The following is a 16,782-nucleotide window of genomic DNA, read 5'->3' on the forward strand; positions in this document are numbered from 1 at the left end:
TGTCTCAAGGGGAAAGTATTGCATGCACTTCAAATGAAGGCAATTGATCAGCAAGCCTGGGAGGTTGAGGATGTGAGCTTATCCCAGACGGTCGTGTGCAAGGGCCAAGTATGGTTCCAGCCCGGATTCCACATCCTCGGGCCATTGGAATCCCTGGGGGCGAGGGGTATTGAGTGCCTGTTCGATGGCAAGAGCCAAAGCCTGGGCATCGCCGGAATCGTCCACTATGCGGTCGGGGGGCAGGAAATAGCTTGAGCCGTTGTCCTTGGAGGAAATAACTCTGGTGCCACTGGCCAAAGCCTCGAGCACCGCATTGGAGCAGGTGTCGTAGAATGAGGGCAGGCAAAACAGATCACTGGCTTGATACAGGGAAGGCATGTCGTCCACGCGTCCCAAAAATGCCACACGATCCTGGACGGCCAGGGACTGGGCCAAGGCTTTGAAGCGCCCGGGATTACGGTCACCGGCCACATGGACCCGCACTTCGCGTGGCAGCAGCGCCAAGGCCCGAATCAGGGTGCCCAACCCTTTCAAGGCAAAGTTTGTTCCTGCCAGCACGATCAACTGATCTGCTGCTCCCAGGCCCATGTTGCTGCGAATGAGGGTGCGCTCATCCTCACTGGCCGGAGTGAACCTGGTCAGGTCCGGGCGGTTGTAGATGACTTTCATCTGGCGCTTGTCCAGCCAGGGATGGGCGTCCAGTAGCCAGTCCTGAACGCGATGCGAAACGGCAATGCACAGCTCCTGGTTCTCCAGAGCGCGTCGCTCCAGATGTCGAATCAGCCGGTTGGCTGGGGCCAATCGTCTGCGCAACATCTTGAATTCACGCTCGAAACCTTGAGCGTAGGCCCGTTTGGACAGTCTCCAGAATTCGGATAGGGGGCCACCGCTCATGCGTAGAACGTCCTGGCGGACGGTCTTGCCCATGGAAATGGTCAGGCCGTAGCCCCCACGTTTGCGTGCTTGTTCCGCGGCATATGCGTACCAGGCGATTTTTGCAGCGCGTCCCAGAGGGGGGCGCCCCACGGGAACAACGTTGACCCCTTTGGGTTCTGCAGTCTCCTGCCGGGCGCAGATGAAGTCTACCGGGTAGCCATTGGCCGTCAGGATGTCGGCAAGGCGGAAGGCGAAGCCCTCGGCTCCGCCATAGGTGGACAGTTTGGGCAGCATCAAGGCAATGCGGTTATTCCCGCTCATGACGGCTCTCCCCGGTATACGGCAAGGGTACGTTCCAGAAAGGCCTCGCCGGACAGATTTTCCATTGTCTTTGCCTGTTGGGAGACGAGTCCCCGACGGGTGGATTCCGGCTGAGCCCAGGCGATGGATTCAGCCATATTTTTAACACTGTTCGGCGGGAACAGGGCGCGGCCGGAAATGAGATCGGGCATCACACCTACGGTGGTGCCGATGAGCGGAACGCCGCAGGACATGATTTCCAGAGCCGCTCGGGCGATGGTTTCGGACCATTTGGAGGCAATGACTCCAAGGTCCATGGCCGAGATGATGTCTGCCACATCCCGGCGGCTGCCGGTAATGACCGTGGCGTCACTCATGCCCGAGTCGTTGATCCAGTTCTGGACTTGCTCTTGTGTCGTGGCGGTAGGGAATCCGGCTAGCATCAATTTCAGATGAACGTTGCCATCAGCCCGCAGGCTGGCAATGGCCTGGATCAGTTCGCGCTGTCCTTTGACTTCATCGAACCGCCCCAGCAAACCGACCACAAGATCGTCTTCGCCAAAGCCGAATTCGGCGCGCACACGGGCCCGACCATCAACCGAGAAGGCGAAACGCGCACGGTCCACTCCTCCCAGAATGCGGTGCAGATTGCAGTCCCGGATGGGGAAATGTTCGCGGAAATGGCCGTACATCACCGAATTGGTGGCGATCACGGCATCGGCCACGGAGGCGTGCAGCCAGCGGTTGATGGGATCATGCTTCGGGAGCCTTTGATCGCCCCGCGTACGAATCAGGCGGAAGGAATTGGAGCGTTTTTTGAGCAGACTCCACAACCAGAAGGATTCACCCCGGTGGCAGTTCACGGCGTGTGGCTTGAACTCCGTCACAAGTTGCGACAGCTCGCGATAGACGTGCGCCACCTTCAGTGGGTTGGACGAATTGAGTGGCAAGGTGCGTACGTCAAGATTCCACTCCTGAGCCTTGGCGTGGCTTTCAGTGTCTTCCAGGGTCAGAACCAGGGATTCGTGCCCGGCATCTTGCAACAGGCGTGCGAGGTACAGAGCGTACCAGGAGGTGGCGTTGAACCAGCGGACGTTGGCGACTTGGATGATGCGCATGCGGCTTTGTATGGATATTGCACGGGATTTGCAAGAGATGCGTCAGTGGCGACGGGATTTCGTCGGCACCCGCTTGAAAAGAATGACACCTCGTCGTCAGAATGGCAAGATGGCGAGGCTTGGGATTGATAAGCAGAGAGGCCCATGGCAACTGCCGGGACCTCTGCTGTGTGATGATGACGAGGGTGGGCCTTAGCGCAGGCAAGCTTCCTTCTTGCTGACGGCTTCGGCCTTGATGCGATCAAGAAGCTCAGCAAGTGCGGCTTTGACGTTTTCGCGGAAATCGCCGGCCACGATGATAAAGAGCAGGTCGTCGCCAGGCTTCAGACAGCCGGATTTGGCCTCGGCCATGGCGCGCCAGATGCCGGGGCGTTGTTCGAATTCCTGGCACAGGGCGGCAATCTTGTCGTGGTCCGGGGTGACCTCGACGCCGGTGACTTCGGCACCGTCAGCTCTGGATGTGGCGCGGACCACGCCGTTATGAACAAGGACCATGCCCACGTTCTTGGCGAAATCGGGATCGGCCTTTAACTCGGCAATAGTTTTAGTGATATCCATCTGCTAACTCCTTTCGGAAAATGGTAGGGAACGATGTACAAGCTTTCGTCACTGCTCAAGGATCTGCCGACGCTGCATGAAAGCAGGATGTCGTCTTCCGGCTTTGCCGTGTGGATCGTCTGGGCGGATGAACTGACCGATGCCATTCCGTCTACCTTCCGGGATTTCGGTGGCATGGAAATCTCATCGGAAAATCAGCATTCCTTGTGGTTCTTCTTTACCAAGGATGTTTTCCACGCCATGGCTCGGCTGCAGGTCTGGGCCAACCTGAACGACCTTCCGGTCTATATCCAGATCTTGCCTGCCAATCTCGGAATAGGGTTCCAGTTGGAGATGGCCTTGTCAATCTCTTCGGAACTCTATTCTCAGCAATCCAATCTGCCCGATGAGTTCGAGGTCTGGGTACACCCCAAGGTCCGGCAGGAAGCGGATGGTATCCCCGGCATCACTCTTGAAAAGATCGATAAACTCTACTCGGGCATTGCGGCGGCCTCATGGACAAAATTGTTCGGTGACCCGCGTATGGGATTTGCCTCGACCCTGGGCTGGTTTTTCATTCTGAAGCCTCTGGGCAATCCGATGGATAAGGCCTTCATCGAAGGCTGGCGCAATTTTTTCCTCGAGATTGAGAAGATATTAAAACGCCTGAAGCTCAAGTACATTGTTTCTGAGGGCTACCTGACCTTCGAGTTGGATTCCTACAAGAATCTGGACCGCTGGTGCCGTGAAATTCTGACGATGATTCGCGGAACCAAGGACTGCGAGGAATGCAATTACTGGCCAAGCGTCATGCTGGCCGTGGAGAAGGCTGGCTATCAATTCAATGACGAATTGCCCAACAAGATTCCCATTGAATGGGATCAGATGGCTCCAGATTTTCCACACATGAGTTATCGAACGGCTTTTCTGCTGGGTGATAATTACAAGATCAAGGATGTCAGCTACAGCTTCGAGCGGAGCCGGATGACCGACTGGTGTTACGTTCACATGTCGGATCTGGATTCCATCTTTGAGGAACAAGGCAGTTTGAACATCACTCTGCCCGTTGGGCTTCTGGCAGGTAAGGAACGGCCTTGTTTCTATTGTGGACTGCGCAGCCACACCGAAACCGAGTGTCCCACGCGAACGTTGCAGGATTTGGACAACAAGGTGTGGAAGGACATTTCCATGATGGGGCTGGACTCCATCAATATGAATCTCAAGGAGTTGGGTGAGGCGGTCAAGGATGAGCCTGTTTCCGGCATGGAGCGGCTCTTGGGCGGAGCTGAAAGCGCAGGCACAATGCTGCGGGCCCTGTTCGAAATCAATGCCCCCGTGCAATTGAGATACATGCCAATGATCTGGCGTTCTCTGGGGAAGGATTTGCCTGCGGGATTATACAAGCTGGCGCCTTTGGAAAAAAGTTCTCTGACCAAGGCCTATGACATGTTTCTGGCTGGTGAGGCCGCAGAGGCAGAGCATGAGGCCAAGGAAGGGGCGTTGCGCAATCCTCGGGATTTCCAGTACCGCACATTGTTGGGGTTCCTCCTGATGGAGCGCGGCGACCTGGACCGGGCTATCGGTTACTGGAAGGAAGCCGAACCCCTGGGCGATTCCCCCATTCATTTTGCCTATCACAAATATCTTCAGGCTCGTGGTTTGGAGGTTCAGGGGCGTTTTGACGGAGCCATGAATCTCTACAAGGAAGCCTACGCATTGTGCCCGAAATGGGATGAGCCGCACTACCGTCAGGCGGTCTGCATGGTGAAGATGGGTTTTTCGGAACATGCCGTGGGGTTGATTGATCAGCTGCTGGATGATGATGCCAACCTTTTCAATCGTATCATTATTGACCCCGAAGCCGAGCGCGGAGTGGTGCAGATTTTGGCCAACCTCCATGGGCGTTGGGTTGCTGCACAGGAAGGGGCAAAGGATGGAGAGCAGAAGCTGCGAAGCCTGATCGAAGAGGTTGAGGATTGGTTTGGCAAAGACCATGAATACAGCATGAAAATGAAACGCCAGATTGGTAACATTCTCCAGCTGGCCGAAATTGAGAACTATGTGGTCTTCAACAAGCTGATTTCCGGGAAACTCAACGTCAGTCGTTCGTTGAAGTCTAACGTGGACAAGGAAGTAAAGGTCCTGCAAAAGCAGGCCGAGCAGTTTCGTAAGCGATTGAAGGGCATTCATGAGGAGATATCATGGTTTCCTTTTCCTCGTGCCCTGCGTGAGTTCAACAGGGATTTCAATTTTTGTGTGACCAAGTTGAATTGGGTGAAGCAGCAGCATTTCAAGGTGGCCAAGAATTTCCGCATGAGCCATGAGTTCTTCAAACAGGTGGACGAGAATCTCAAACGTCTGTCGTCGCGCCTGGTCACGTTGAGGATTGTACGGGATGCTACTCTGTTTGCCTTACTCATGGGCAAGAGTTTTATGTGGATGGAGATCGTAGGGCTGGGGTTGGCCTTGGTTGCCATGCCCGTGGCTGTCGTCGTGGGTGAGAATTTTCATTACGCATGGTTGACCGAGTTCATCGAGGGACAGCGCTGGGGGATTCAGAAGGGGTTGATCATTGTCGTGAGTGTGCTTGCGTTTACTGTTTCGTTGCTCAAAACGGCTCTGGTCTTTGAAAAACGCAAGGCGAAGTTTTTTGACGAGCAGAAGGAGTTGGCCAAGAAGCACATGGCTCGGCAGGCCAAGACTCGGCAGGCCAAAACTCGGAGGAGATAGCCGGAACGAGATGAATGGTCTTTTGCGTGCGGGCAGTTGTCTGTCCGCTCTTTTTTGACCAAAAAAAAGCGGGAGCCGAAGCTCCCGCTCAAGAATCAAATCCGAATGCGATTTAGACGCAGCCGGTGGGCTTGGGCAGGCCAGCCATCTTGCAAGCGCCCTTACCGGGACCGGAGGGGAACAGCTCGTAGATGTGCTTCAGCTTGAAGCCAGTGACCTTGGAGAGGATGCGCACCATGGGTGCGATACCGTTCTTCTTGTAGTAGTCCTGCAAGAAGTCGAGAACCTTCTGGTGCTCGTCGGACATCTCTTTAATGCCTTCGGACTCCTGAACGTACTCAACCCACTCGGGGCTCCAGTCTTCAAAGCGCTGCAGGAAACCGTCTTCATCAATCTCAAAGCTTTTGCCTTTAAATTCAACAGTAGCCATGTTCGTCCTCCTTTGAGGTGTTTGAACGTATCAAAGACGTTCCCAAAAAAACTGACGAATGCCAGAGTTAAACCTGAGCCGGAAAACCGGCAACCTATTGAACAAGCAGCTTCCGCTACTCAACTCCGTTGTGTTTTCTCCGAACTGGCCGGTGAAAAGTTAGGTGAGTCTAATGGCGCTCATGGTTTTTTGTCAATGGATTCTACCGGGAAATCGTCGAAAATATCGTTCTTGAAGAGTGACTTCAATTCCGATCTCTTAGCTTCCCAGTAGTTCTTCAATATGTTCGCGTGCAAAGTCCAGGTCAGCATCCAGTTGCAGGGCGTTGGCCAGACAATGCAGGGCTTCTTCTGTCTGCCCCAGGAATTTGTAGCACAGGCCCAGATTTGCAAGGTCCATGGCTGATCCTGAATCCAGATCCAGGGCAGCTTTGAAGTCTTTGGCTGCGGTTTCGTATCTTCCGCTCTTGAAGTGGGATACACCACGCAGGTTGAAGTACTCCTTGACCTCGTCCGAGAAACTGATGGCCCGATCAAGATGGGGCAATGCGGTTTCGAAGTCTCCGGCCTGGGTCAGGGCGAAGGCCTGATAGAATGCAGCCAGTCCTTTATCCTCGGAGTCATCCTGCAGGGGCTCGGCCATGGCAAAGAGTTCTGTTGCCAGGGGCATGTCGCCCCCCTTCAAGGCGACCATGGCCCGATAGAATGGCATGAAATGCGCGTCAGGGTAGATTTCTTCCAGAATGTCGAGGCTCTTTTCGGCCACGGGGACGGGCATGTCCTCGGCCAGGATGCGTCCCACGAACATGCCCAGGCTGGCGCGTTCGGTGCGCTCGCGGAACAGGAAGCCGGGGACGAGATTGTAGTTGGCCGGGATGCCAAGTTCCGGGTGGGTCGTGGCTACGCTGTACAGGGTGTAGCCCATGGCTGTAAGGCCGCGGGTAAGGCCCATCAGTTCATCCAGAATGTCGTCGCTCTCCAGAGTGGGCAGGCTGCTCAGGGGGACAACGGGGCCTTCGGTGAGCCACTTGAAGTCTTCGACAGCAAGATACTTGGGCAGGCCGGAGGCTTCGTAGTTGGCACCGGTCTCGAAGTCGCCTCCCAGTTGCGCAACCTCTGTCAGGGCTCGGATGGCGGCTTTGGCCGGAGACGATGCTGTTCCTGCCGTGTAAACGATCTCGCTCTTTTCAGGGAAGGTCGCGGGGTCGTATGCGATGGCAGCGACTGTTGGCGCGGGAAAGCCCAGAGTCATGTCCTTGAGCCAGACTTTGAGGCCGTTGTCCCGGAAACAGGCGAGGAGCCTTGCCAAGACAGGGTCCTCAACGGCGTCGAGGTCGATGGTGGGCATTTCCGGGGTGGTGCGATCCGTCACGGCGCAGACATGCCGCTCGATGAGTTCGGCTGCTCCCTGCGCAATGGACTCCTCATAGGTGTTTCCTGCGCTGGAACCGTTGAATTCGTTGAGCTTCTTGAACAGGTCCAGGGGAATGTATTCTTCACGCCCCTGGGAAATATTGGTTACCGGTGTGAACTTCCACTGCACCAGATCAAGGATGCGAACCGCGTTCGCCGCGGAGATGTCGTCTCCGGCGGCTTTGATAATCTGGGTGATGTCCATGACCTTGCCGGGCCACTTATCAAGGGCTTCGCTCCAGGTGGCGGTGGTGAAGTCGCCATAATCATCCCAGAAGGAAAAGTAGCTGAAGCGTTCGGTCAATTCCATCAATGCCGAGGCTTCGGCCTGGATGGGGGAGGCTCCTTTGCCCATCTGCTTGCGGGTGGGCATGACCTTGCGTGCCCCTGGGCCAGTGATGGAAAGAAACACGGGGATGTCCAGGCGGCCGGTATCGATGCGTCTGGTTTCGGCGAGGATGTCGTTGCCATAGTCTTCCAGCAGCTTGCGCACGCGGGCAACGGTATCCTCGGGTGCAATGGCCTTGTCCTGGTCGGTAGTATAGGTCTTGATGCAGCTTTTGAGTTCGATCATCAAATTATCCTGCGAGTTTGCGTGGAGTCATGCGAATGACGTCGCACAGGAAGCGCTCGGTGTCGCCATCCTCGGTGGTCTTGCAACCGATGGTCTTGGAGGCTTGATGGAAATCCTGTTGAATGAGCTTGAAAAATCGCATAGCCTTGCGTTTGTGATCCCGGGAAATGAGAATCTGGGCCTCGGCTTCATGTTTGATATGAGCATTCAGGAATTTGGCAAGACCCCTGTGCAGCTTTTCGATGTACAGGACCTCTGCTCCGATAATGTAGTTGAAGCGTTTGCCCAAGCGATCTTCACTGAAGTCAGCACGTTGCACCTTGACTCGGTCGCTCAGGCCGTTTTGCAGAATATTGATTTGCGAGAAGATCAGGGCGTCGGGATTGATGTCCGTGATGACGGATTCAAAACCGTAAGCTCCGGCTGCCAGTCCGCAAACGCCGACGCCAGCACCGATTTCCAGCAATGTGGCGTTGTCTGTTTTGGGCAGGGTTCCGATCATGTGGGCAAGGATAACGGATGAAGGCCAGATCTTGGCCCAGAAGGGTAATTCGATGCCGTCTCGACCCGCGTGGGACGCGATGCGCTCCACGTACTCGATCATGTTGGTGATCTGCAAAACCTGAAGGGTATGCCCGCCTGCGGACACCGGCTCGAAGGCGACTTCAAAGCGCTGGCTTGCATAGTCCAGCAGTTCGTCCAGAGGTGCGGCCAGAGAGATGGTCTCGTTGGTACTCACGTAAGGTCCTCCCGGTTTGACCTGGTCGGGGAATAAAAAAAACGCCGGCTCAAAAAGCCGGCGTTTCATTTTTATGGAGCGGGAAACGAGATTTGAACTCGCGACTTCAACCTTGGCAAGGTTGCACTCTACCACTGAGTTACTCCCGCTTGTGGAGGCGGCATCCAGATTTGAACTGGAGAATGGAGGTTTTGCAGACCTCTGCCTTACCACTTGGCTATGCCGCCCCATGAACCGAGGACTTGAGCGTATAGTCCAGAGATTTGATGCTGTCAATGATCATCTGGAAGAAATTCAAATCCCCATCGATTCGGTGGGAACCTACCTGTTCCTGCGCCGGTGGGCAAGCCCCAAAATGCCGTTGTGCGCGATTTTTTTGGTAGGAATGAAAAAGGCCGGTCATTGACCGGCCTTGGAAATTCGTGGAGCGGGAAACGAGATTTGAACTCGCGACTTCAACCTTGGCAAGGTTGCACTCTACCACTGAGTTACTCCCGCTCACGTGGTGCTTCGTCGTTGAAGCGAGAAGTCTTCTATCCAGACAGGCCTCCAACTGTCAACAGAAAAACTAAAAAAATTATGATTTTTGCCAGACCAGGGCGTTGGCTCCGTTCAGGGCCTTGAAGGACTGCCCCTTCAAAATACCTGTATGTACTTTACTTGCGTCATCGACTCTCGCTCCGGCCAGGGCGTTAACCCCAAGATTGAACAGGCTGGGCGCAAACGGGGTGCTTGGTCCTAGAATCAGAATGTAGGCGTCATTGCGGCACAGGTTGAGCAGGTCGGCAAGGGTGCCGTTGAGCAGGGCAGTGCCGGTGATGGCAACCACATCAGCCTCGGGGAGAACCAGACGAGCGTCGGTTGCGGGCAGGTCACCCGGACGTGGGGCAAGCTCCAGAACCGAGAGCTGCGCAAACTCGGGTCGCATGTGTTCCACAAAAGGGAAGTGCCCGATAATGACCACATTTCGGCCAATACCATGTTCAAGGATCAATCCCTGGCCCTTGGTCTGTTTCAGGATGGGGGGCTCCGGCATCAGGGCGTTGGCTGCCGCCAATCCAAGGGATTGGGCCTGCGGGATGAAATTGGGTGGATGGAGAAGCCACTGGGCAAGCTCCAGGCCGGAAGGAGGCAACTCACTCAAGTCTGGCTGACTCAAGTCGCCAAGACCATGTGATCCCTGGCATGAGGCCAGTCCGGTTTGGTCGCCACAGCTCACGGCGACCATATGCGAACCAATGGATATTTTGGTGATTGGAGCCTCCGCGTTTTGCAGGTCAGCGAGAATATCTTTCAGTATGCGATGTTGGGTGGTATGCTTTGGCGATTGTGGCATTGAGCATTCCGGCGGTTGATAGTTACGCGATGCGGGGGTTCACCCAGGGCAATCTGTCGGAATGCCCGAAAAAACAGGGAAACATCGCAGAAACATGAAACTAATACGCAGGACTTTACTTTTCAAGGCGTTATGAATTAAAACGTCGCTCTTGATATCGGTTTTGATGGTTGGGCAATCGACCGTTGAGCCTCTTGAACGGAGGGATACATATGGAAGCCAAGGATCTCGAATTCTTTCGGAAGTATCTGACTCAGGAACTTGATGATATTCTGCGCAAGGGCGAGGAGACCATCGAGGACATGACCGAGACGCGTGAGGTCTACGCAGACCCGGCTGACCGGGCCACTGCGGAGTCCGACCGCTCTTTTACCCTGCGACTTCGCGACCGCGAGCGCAAGCTGATCAAGAAGATTCAGGCTGCACAGCGTCGTATTGACGATGGCTCATTTGGCTATTGTGAAGAATGCGGCGATGACATCAGCGTGGAACGTCTAAAGGCCCGCCCGGTGACTACGCTATGCATTGAATGCAAGAGCCGTCAGGAAGAAGAGGAAAAGGTCCGCGGCGACTAAACCCCGCCTGTAGACTGCCATCATGGAAGCCAACTTCTTCCGCTGTCTGGCGCGCGATCTGGTCCGAGAATTGTCGGGCTCTCGCGTCGACAAAATATACAATCCCGCCCCCGATGTCTGGACCTTCAAGGTCGGGACACATGGGGGCGCTTCGTTTTTGCTCCTGCGCGCAAGTCAGCGCCAGGGACTCCTGTTTCTGACATCGGAAAAACCGGCAAATCCGGCCAGCCCCTCGGCACAATGCATGTGGTTCAGGAAGCGACTTGTAAATCGTCGCCTGCTCGATGCTTGCGTGGATTGGACAGCGCGGGCCGTGGCCTTTGCCTTGTCTCCGGGTGAAGGAAACTGGCTGATGCTGTCTCCACAGGGAGCTCCAGCCCTGGTAGATCAGCTGCCTGCTGGATTTGGCGACGAACCGCCGTGGCCCGAGTTCAGGGCCTTGGCAGATGAAGACGCCTGGCTCAGTTACCCGCAGCTGACTCCACCGCTACGGCGGTTGTTGAGTACCATGGCTGAGGGGCGGGGACAGGCCGTGCTTGATGCTGTGCGTCGGGGAGGTTGTTCGCAATTCTTCCTGTATCAGGGCGCGGGTGGGCCACAGTTGTTGCCATGGCGTTTGCCCGAGACTCTGCGCGATTCCCGTAGCGAGAGTGTCTACGCAAGTGCCCTTGAGGCGGCAGATGAACTGGGGAGAGGGGAACTCTTTCCGCATTTGCGGGATTTGGCCGAGGCCGGTGAACGGAGTGCTTTGAAGGTCGAACGCCGGAGGATGAAACGGTCGCTGGCTTCTGTGGATAGGGATCAGGAACGTCTGGAGGGGATGGTTGCCCTGTCGCGGTATGGCGAAGCCCTGCGTGGCGAGCTGTATCGGTTGGACAAGCATGAGAAGCTTAAAGAAGTGGAAGTGCCGGGGCCCGACGGCGAACCGTTGTGTTTGGAACTGGACAGGCGCTTGACCGTGGCCGAAAACATGGAACGTTTTTTCAAGCTGGCAGCCAAGGGGCGACGGGGCCTCGAATTTGTGAAGATCAGACGCAGGGAGCTTCTACGTCGTCAGGCTGAACTGGAGCAGGGACGGCTGCCCGACGAGATCATGGAGCGGCTGGAACGGGGCGAGCAGCGGAGCAAGGTGCGGCAGGTTCCGCCCACGGTACGCAAAGGGTTGTCCGCGTTTCGAACCGAGGACGGCTTTGCCGTGTACCGGGGCAAGAATGCCCAAGCCAATCATGATCTGGTGCGCAAGGTGGCCAGTCCCTTCGATCTTTGGTTTCATGCCCGAGGTGGTGCGGGGTCACACGTTGTGCTGAGGCGGGACTATCCGGACCAGGATGTCCCGCAGCGTAGCCTGGAGCAGGCCGCGACTCTCGCCGGACTTCGGAGTTTCGCGGCGGGTAATGCCCGTGCCGAGGTGATCTGCGCCCAGGTCAAGCACGTTCATGCCGTCAAAGGTGCTGGGCCCGGCAAGGTGACTGTGGATTTGGAAGTGGCGGCCTTGAGCGTGAGTCTGGACCCTGAATTGGAAAAGCGCCTTGGTGTGGATTGATTCTTAAAAATCAACCACTGCGGTTGCGTGGGAAAGATTTCTTATGGCTGATGCAGGCCGCTATAGATGGGTAACCATTATGGTTGGTTGCATTTGGCCTTGCTTTGAGTAAGCCGTTCAAAAGCGTGCAAATGAACGTAATATCGTCGCCTAAACAGCGTAAAAGAGAGTGGATGTCAGGTGCAAAACTCTCTCAAAGCTGACGCTTGCTCTTCCGTAAGCCAAGGGTTGAGAAAGTCGCAGCAACGCCGCAGACGTTCACTTTTCAGCTGTTTATAGTTTGTCGAAGAACATCAAGCCGCCAATGACCATGAATCCTGCGGCGGCGATCTTTTTGACCAGATCGGCCGGGATTTTGTCGCAGATGAGGGATGCGAACATCACGCCCAGAAAACTCACGGTGACCAGGGCCAGGGATGAGCCTATGAACACGGTCCAGGGCTTTTGGGTCTTGGCGGTCATCATGATGCAGGCCAGTTGAGTCTTGTCGCCGAGTTCGGCCAGAAACAGGGTTGCAAAGGTGGTCAGGAACAATTTGAAATCCATGGTATCCTCGCTTGCATGGTGTGGCTGTCCCGCGTACACCGCGAGAGCGGGGAAAGTAATGGTGGCTCAGGCCCTGATTCCCCGGCACGATTGGACGAATGCCTCAATGATGACTATATAATGGTTCACATCGAACGGTAAAGGCGGATGGAAACTGCATGGTGAAGACGAGTTGTCAGGAACGCTCTCTCGAGTTTGAAGACTATGAGTTGGTGCGCGAGTTGTTCGGCCCGCAAGAAGCCAATCTTGCTGCTGTGGCCAAAGGCACAGGGGTGCATGTTCAGTCGCGCGGCAACAAGGTGTTCATGAAAGGCGAGAATGAGGATGACCTGAATCAGGCTGCTAACGCGCTGGTTCAGCTGTATGCCCATGTCAAAGCCGGACATGCCGTGTCGTCGCGAGATGTGGATCACGCTTTGGGAATTTTGAACACCGACCCTGGTGCCCAGATCAAAGATGTTTTTCGTGATGAAATTTTTGTTGTCTCCCCCAAGAAGCAGATCAGCCCCAAGACTTTGGGACAGCGCGACTACCTGCAGGCCATTCGCGAGAGCGACCTGACTTTCGGCATCGGTCCGGCAGGAACGGGGAAAACCTATCTGGCCGTGGCCATGGCCGTATCCAGCCTGTTGGCGCGTAAGGTCAAACGTATTGTGCTGACCCGCCCGGCTGTGGAGGCCGGAGAGCGATTGGGTTTTTTGCCCGGTGATCTGGCAGAGAAGATCAACCCTTACCTGCGCCCTTTGTACGACGCCCTGCATGATATGCTGGACTTTGCAAAGGTCCAGGAGATGCTGGATACCAATATCATCGAGATTGCGCCCCTGGCTTTCATGCGCGGACGCACTTTGAATGACGCCTTTATCATCCTGGATGAGGCGCAGAATACGACGCCTGAACAGATGAAGATGTTTTTGACCCGCCTGGGCTTCGGAGCCAAGGCCGTTGTTACGGGCGATGTCACGCAGATCGATCTTCCCGGCAAATCGTCTTCGGGCCTGGTCCAGGCCGCCAGTTGCCTTGGGGGAGTCGAAGGGATTTCCTTCATCAAATTCCACGAGGGCGACGTGATTCGTCATCCTCTCGTTGGAAGGATAGTCATGGCTTATGAGCGCTACGAAAAAACCAAGAACTAAGAAGAAAGGCAACCGCCCGAATCGTTCCGAGCCTGCCTCCGTGCCGCGTACAGTGGCATCGGGAGTGGGCTTGTTCCTGTTTACGTTGCTCCTGCTGTCCGCACTGGCAGGGGTGAAATTCAGCTCTGGTCCACCGCTGTATCTGGCGGGTGACATCGCCGAACAGGATGTGACCGCTCAGCGTGATCTCCTGGTGGAGGATGTGGACGCCACCCGACTCAAACGCCAGCAGGCGGCTGAGGCCCAACCCTCTGTTTTTGATCTGGATATGGAGCCCTTTGCTGAACTGGAGCAGGGGGTTCGCGCCGCGTTTTTGGCTGTGAATTCAGCCACGACGGAGACCATGGAGGATGTGCGCTGGCAAGTGGCCGAGGATCTCAACGCGGAAATCAGCAAATCCACCGTTGCCATCTGGCAGCGGGAGGATTTTCAAAACCTCGTGTTGGCTCGGGTTCTGCCGTGGATGCATGATTATCTTCAGGCTGGGGTCGTGGAGAGTGCCGTTGCTCTGGATGATCTGAAATCCGGATTCGTGATGCGCGATCTGGTTCAGGAGTCTGAGATCCTGCGCACTGATCTGGGGGCTGTGGCCGATATCCGGAGCCTGCGCAGTGATCTGGCTCTGTATATGAAGCGTGAGCTCAAAAAACCTTTGGTCATACGCAAAGCCACCTGGGCGTTGGTGGGACCCTTGGTCCAGCCAAGCCTTGCTCCGTCGCCAGCGGAGACTTCAGCCCGGGTGATGCGCGCCATGGAGGCCGTGACTCAGGTCTACATTCCGTTGCGCGAAGGGCAGATCGTGGTCCGTCAGGGCGAGGCCGTGACCACGCAACAGCAGTTGAAGCTTCAGGCCATGTTCAATGCCACACCGCAGGCCTATACGGTACAGCGTGCAGTGGGCATCTTCATGATCAGCATCCTGCTGGGACTTGGGCTGGCCCTGTGTCAGCGCGCCGGGTTGTGCCAGGCGCTGGGTGCCAAGGATTATGTGTTGCTGTCCATGGTGCTCCTGTTGTTTGGTGGGCTGGCAAAGTTTTTGTCCCTGACGGCGCATCCTTTGGGAGGCAGATTGGCCAGTGATATTGTGGCCTATAGCTTGCCTGTTCCGGCTGCTGCGGGTGTTCTCGCGTTGTTCCTTCCTTATGCTGTAAGCATTTTTTCCCTGATCATCGTGGCTTTTTTATGCACCCAGATGCCTGGCGGTGACCTGGCCCTGTTCTCGTTCTATTTCGTGGGCGGGCTGTTGCAGATCTTTGTGGTCAAGCGCGCCGAGACTCGTAGTGAACTCCTGGCCAGCGTGTTGCCTCTTCTTGCCGGACTTTCACTGGCTTGGATTGGTGTGAGCTTCATGGATTACAAGGGGCTTAACCACGCCCTGGCAGGTGGGGCATATGTCCTGGCTGGTGGTGTCGTCTCCCTGATTCTTGTCCTGTCTCTGGCGCCAATCGTGGAGCTCTTGCTGGGCTATACGTCTCGCTTCAGACTGATGGAGTTGATGAGTCTGGAACAGCCGCTGATGCAGGAACTGATGGTCACCGCACCGGGCACGTACCACCACTCCATCATCCTCTCCAATATGGTGGAGGCCGGTGCACGTGCCATTGGAGCCAATTCGTTGCTGGCCAAGGTCGCGGCCCTGTATCATGACGTAGGGAAGCTCTCCAAGCCCCTGTACTTTATTGAAAATCAGATGGGGGGTGAGAACAAGCACGATAAGCTTGCGCCTTCCATGAGTGCCCTGATTTTGACCAGTCACGTGAAGAAAGGCGTGGAGATGGCCCGCGAGCACAAGCTGGGGCAGGAGATCGAGGACCTCATTCAGCAGCATCACGGCACAATGCTTATCTCCTATTTCTACCACCGGGCCACGGAGCAAGCCGAGGCCAAGGGTGAGGAGCCGCCGCGCGAAGAAGAATTTCGTTATCCCGGCCCCCGGCCTCAAACCAAGGAAGCCGGACTGCTGCTTCTGGCGGATGCCATCGAGGCCTCCAGCCGGACATTGGTGGAGCCGACGCCCAGCCGCATCAAGGGACATATCGAGACCATCATCAAGAAGATCTTTACCGACGGGCAGTTGGATGAATCCGAGCTGACCCTCAAGGACATGCATGAGATCTCCGAGGTCTTCCATCGCATTCTGACGGGTATCTTCCATCAACGCATCGAATATCCCAGCGCAGACAAGGATAAAAGTGCGGATTCCGACGATAGGCCCGCCGGGAAGAATGGTGAAAACCAGGATGCCAGAACTACCGAAACTCCTGTCGATAAGAACGTGCAGCGTGCCGGTGTCCGTGAAGCGCATGTCTCTGGCCTTGCCAAGTCTGCGGATGGCGAGTCCAACGAAGAGAAGGATGTCTCCTCTGCTAAGGACAAGGGGGGGCGCAGTGGTCATAACCCCGAGCAGGACCCCACGGGGCAGACCTCGCATCGTGATGCCCGTGATGGCGCTAACGTTCTGAAATTCTCCAAGACCAGAGGCAACCGATGAGTGTCATCTCCATGGCGGTTCGACCAGGCTTGAATCCCTCCATGATTGTGGGGAAGAGTGAGGCCCATGCTCTGGCTGTTCGCGTTCTGGAAGCTTTGGGCATGGATGATGCCGAGTTGGAGTTGACCCTGACCGATGATCGGGAGATGGCCCGCCTGCATCAGGCCACTCTGGGCCGCACCGGGCCGACCAATGGTCTGGCCTTCAATGACGAAGACTCCGAGCGTCCGGAGTACCTGGGCGAGGTGGTCATCTCCGTGGACACTCTGGCCCGGGAATGTGATTTGTACGGCCAGCCTCCTTTGGAGCACATGGCCCGGCTCATGGCTCACTCCTTTCTGCATCTGGCGGGGATGGATCACAGCCCGGAGATGGACGAACTGACCGAGGCCGCAGTGGATGCCATCATCGGTTGATTCCGGCTGTTTTCGGGCCTCTG

At 56.0% G+C, this 16,782-nt stretch carries 14 protein-coding genes and 3 tRNA genes; 6 read left to right on the forward strand and 11 right to left on the reverse strand.

The features are described from left to right. Positions 1 to 78: 78 nt before the first annotated feature. The 3 genes from EL361_RS01205 to EL361_RS01215 all read right to left on the reverse strand — a co-directional run bounded on the left by EL361_RS01205 (position 79) and on the right by EL361_RS01215 (position 2,852). Positions 79 to 1,197: a glycosyltransferase family 4 protein gene (locus EL361_RS01205; RefSeq protein WP_126375768.1), complete on the reverse strand. Its 1,119-nt coding sequence runs from the start codon at positions 1,195 to 1,197 to the stop codon at positions 79 to 81. Then, positions 1,194 to 2,294 (reverse strand): glycosyltransferase family 4 protein, encoded by a 1,101-nt coding sequence (locus EL361_RS01210; RefSeq protein WP_126375770.1) that lies wholly within the window; start codon positions 2,292 to 2,294, stop codon positions 1,194 to 1,196. The genes EL361_RS01205 and EL361_RS01210 overlap by 4 nt, the downstream gene beginning before the upstream one ends. A 192-nt stretch (positions 2,295 to 2,486) precedes the next feature. Next, entirely contained in the window at positions 2,487 to 2,852 is a 366-nt protein-coding gene (locus EL361_RS01215; protein WP_126375772.1) for a molybdenum cofactor biosynthesis protein MoaE, read from the reverse strand. Positions 2,853 to 2,885: 33 nt separating this feature from the next. Between EL361_RS01215 and EL361_RS01220 the strand changes: the two genes are divergently transcribed. Continuing rightward, positions 2,886 to 5,561, forward strand: a complete 2,676-nt coding sequence (locus tag EL361_RS01220; RefSeq protein WP_126375774.1) for a tetratricopeptide repeat protein — start codon at positions 2,886 to 2,888, stop codon at positions 5,559 to 5,561. A gap of 112 nt (positions 5,562 to 5,673) precedes the next feature. Here EL361_RS01220 and EL361_RS01225 read toward each other — a convergent pair whose 3' ends face one another. From EL361_RS01225 to EL361_RS01255, 7 genes are all read right to left on the reverse strand, one after another. Continuing rightward, entirely contained in the window at positions 5,674 to 5,991 is a 318-nt protein-coding gene (locus EL361_RS01225; RefSeq protein WP_126375775.1) for a TusE/DsrC/DsvC family sulfur relay protein, read from the reverse strand. Positions 5,992 to 6,249: 258 nt separating this feature from the next. After that, positions 6,250 to 7,977, reverse strand: coding sequence for a YcaO-like family protein (locus tag EL361_RS01230; RefSeq protein ID WP_126375777.1), 1,728 nt, complete (start codon positions 7,975 to 7,977; stop codon positions 6,250 to 6,252). Positions 7,978 to 7,981: 4 nt separating this feature from the next. Further along, positions 7,982 to 8,716, reverse strand: a complete 735-nt coding sequence (locus EL361_RS01235; protein WP_232034846.1) for a class I SAM-dependent methyltransferase — start codon at positions 8,714 to 8,716, stop codon at positions 7,982 to 7,984. A 74-nt stretch (positions 8,717 to 8,790) separates the two neighbouring features. Next, a tRNA-Gly gene (locus tag EL361_RS01240) sits at positions 8,791 to 8,865 on the reverse strand. 3 nt (positions 8,866 to 8,868) lie between these two features. Then, positions 8,869 to 8,943: transfer RNA gene (locus tag EL361_RS01245), tRNA-Cys, on the reverse strand. 196 nt (positions 8,944 to 9,139) lie between these two features. After that, positions 9,140 to 9,214: transfer RNA gene (locus tag EL361_RS01250), tRNA-Gly, on the reverse strand. 79 nt (positions 9,215 to 9,293) lie between these two features. Further along, the gene (locus tag EL361_RS01255) at positions 9,294 to 10,052 is read right to left on the reverse strand and encodes a Rossmann-like domain-containing protein (protein WP_126375781.1); all 759 of its coding nucleotides are present in this window, start codon (positions 10,050 to 10,052) and stop codon (positions 9,294 to 9,296) included. A gap of 212 nt (positions 10,053 to 10,264) precedes the next feature. Here EL361_RS01255 and dksA point away from each other — a divergent pair, with 212 nt between their 5' ends. Further along, on the forward strand, positions 10,265 to 10,627 hold the full coding sequence (gene dksA, locus EL361_RS01260; protein ID WP_126375783.1) for an RNA polymerase-binding protein DksA: 363 nt from the start codon (positions 10,265 to 10,267) through the stop codon (positions 10,625 to 10,627). 22 nt (positions 10,628 to 10,649) lie between these two features. After that, positions 10,650 to 12,170, forward strand: a complete 1,521-nt coding sequence (locus EL361_RS01265) for an NFACT RNA binding domain-containing protein (protein ID WP_126375785.1) — start codon at positions 10,650 to 10,652, stop codon at positions 12,168 to 12,170. A gap of 273 nt (positions 12,171 to 12,443) precedes the next feature. Here EL361_RS01265 and EL361_RS01270 read toward each other — a convergent pair whose 3' ends face one another. After that, positions 12,444 to 12,716 carry a TMEM165/GDT1 family protein gene (locus tag EL361_RS01270; protein WP_126375787.1) on the reverse strand — a complete coding sequence of 91 codons (273 nt, stop codon included), beginning with the start codon at positions 12,714 to 12,716 and terminating at the stop codon, positions 12,444 to 12,446. 158 nt (positions 12,717 to 12,874) lie between these two features. Here EL361_RS01270 and EL361_RS01275 point away from each other — a divergent pair, with 158 nt between their 5' ends. Genes EL361_RS01275 through ybeY form a run of 3 tightly spaced genes read left to right on the forward strand, consistent with a single transcriptional unit; the run spans position 12,875 to position 16,759 of the window. Further along, positions 12,875 to 13,852, forward strand: coding sequence for a PhoH family protein (locus tag EL361_RS01275; RefSeq protein WP_126375788.1), 978 nt, complete (start codon positions 12,875 to 12,877; stop codon positions 13,850 to 13,852). Beyond that, entirely contained in the window at positions 13,824 to 16,343 is a 2,520-nt protein-coding gene (locus EL361_RS01280; RefSeq protein WP_126375790.1) for an HD family phosphohydrolase, read from the forward strand. Before EL361_RS01275 ends, EL361_RS01280 begins: the two co-directional genes overlap by 29 nt. Next, entirely contained in the window at positions 16,340 to 16,759 is a 420-nt protein-coding gene (gene ybeY / locus EL361_RS01285) for an rRNA maturation RNase YbeY (protein WP_126375792.1), read from the forward strand. The genes EL361_RS01280 and ybeY overlap by 4 nt, the downstream gene beginning before the upstream one ends. Positions 16,760 to 16,782: the final 23 nt, after the last annotated feature.

Origin of the sequence: Desulfovibrio ferrophilus (assembly GCF_003966735.1) — a bacterium.
Classification (GTDB): Bacteria; Desulfobacterota; Desulfovibrionia; order Desulfovibrionales; family Desulfovibrionaceae; genus Desulfovibrio_Q; species Desulfovibrio_Q ferrophilus.

Bases quoted from the DNA above. Each gene is read 5' to 3' on its own strand.
- EL361_RS01270 (WP_126375787.1), bottom strand. From the start codon at position 12,716: ATGGATTTCAAATTGTTCCTGACCACCTTTGCAACCCTGTTTCTGGCC.
- EL361_RS01255 (WP_126375781.1), bottom strand. From the start codon at position 10,052: ATGCCACAATCGCCAAAGCATACCACCCAACATCGCATACTGAAAGAT.
- EL361_RS01275 (WP_126375788.1), top strand. From the start codon at position 12,875: ATGGTGAAGACGAGTTGTCAGGAACGCTCTCTCGAGTTTGAAGACTAT.
- EL361_RS01230 (WP_126375777.1), bottom strand. From the start codon at position 7,977: ATGATCGAACTCAAAAGCTGCATCAAGACCTATACTACCGACCAGGAC.
- EL361_RS01220 (WP_126375774.1), top strand. From the start codon at position 2,886: ATGTACAAGCTTTCGTCACTGCTCAAGGATCTGCCGACGCTGCATGAA.
- EL361_RS01205 (WP_126375768.1), bottom strand. From the start codon at position 1,197: ATGAGCGGGAATAACCGCATTGCCTTGATGCTGCCCAAACTGTCCACC.
- EL361_RS01215 (WP_126375772.1), bottom strand. From the start codon at position 2,852: ATGGATATCACTAAAACTATTGCCGAGTTAAAGGCCGATCCCGATTTC.
- EL361_RS01265 (WP_126375785.1), top strand. From the start codon at position 10,650: ATGGAAGCCAACTTCTTCCGCTGTCTGGCGCGCGATCTGGTCCGAGAA.
- EL361_RS01210 (WP_126375770.1), bottom strand. From the start codon at position 2,294: ATGCGCATCATCCAAGTCGCCAACGTCCGCTGGTTCAACGCCACCTCC.
- dksA (WP_126375783.1), top strand. From the start codon at position 10,265: ATGGAAGCCAAGGATCTCGAATTCTTTCGGAAGTATCTGACTCAGGAA.
- EL361_RS01280 (WP_126375790.1), top strand. From the start codon at position 13,824: ATGAGCGCTACGAAAAAACCAAGAACTAAGAAGAAAGGCAACCGCCCG.
- EL361_RS01225 (WP_126375775.1), bottom strand. From the start codon at position 5,991: ATGGCTACTGTTGAATTTAAAGGCAAAAGCTTTGAGATTGATGAAGAC.
- ybeY (WP_126375792.1), top strand. From the start codon at position 16,340: ATGAGTGTCATCTCCATGGCGGTTCGACCAGGCTTGAATCCCTCCATG.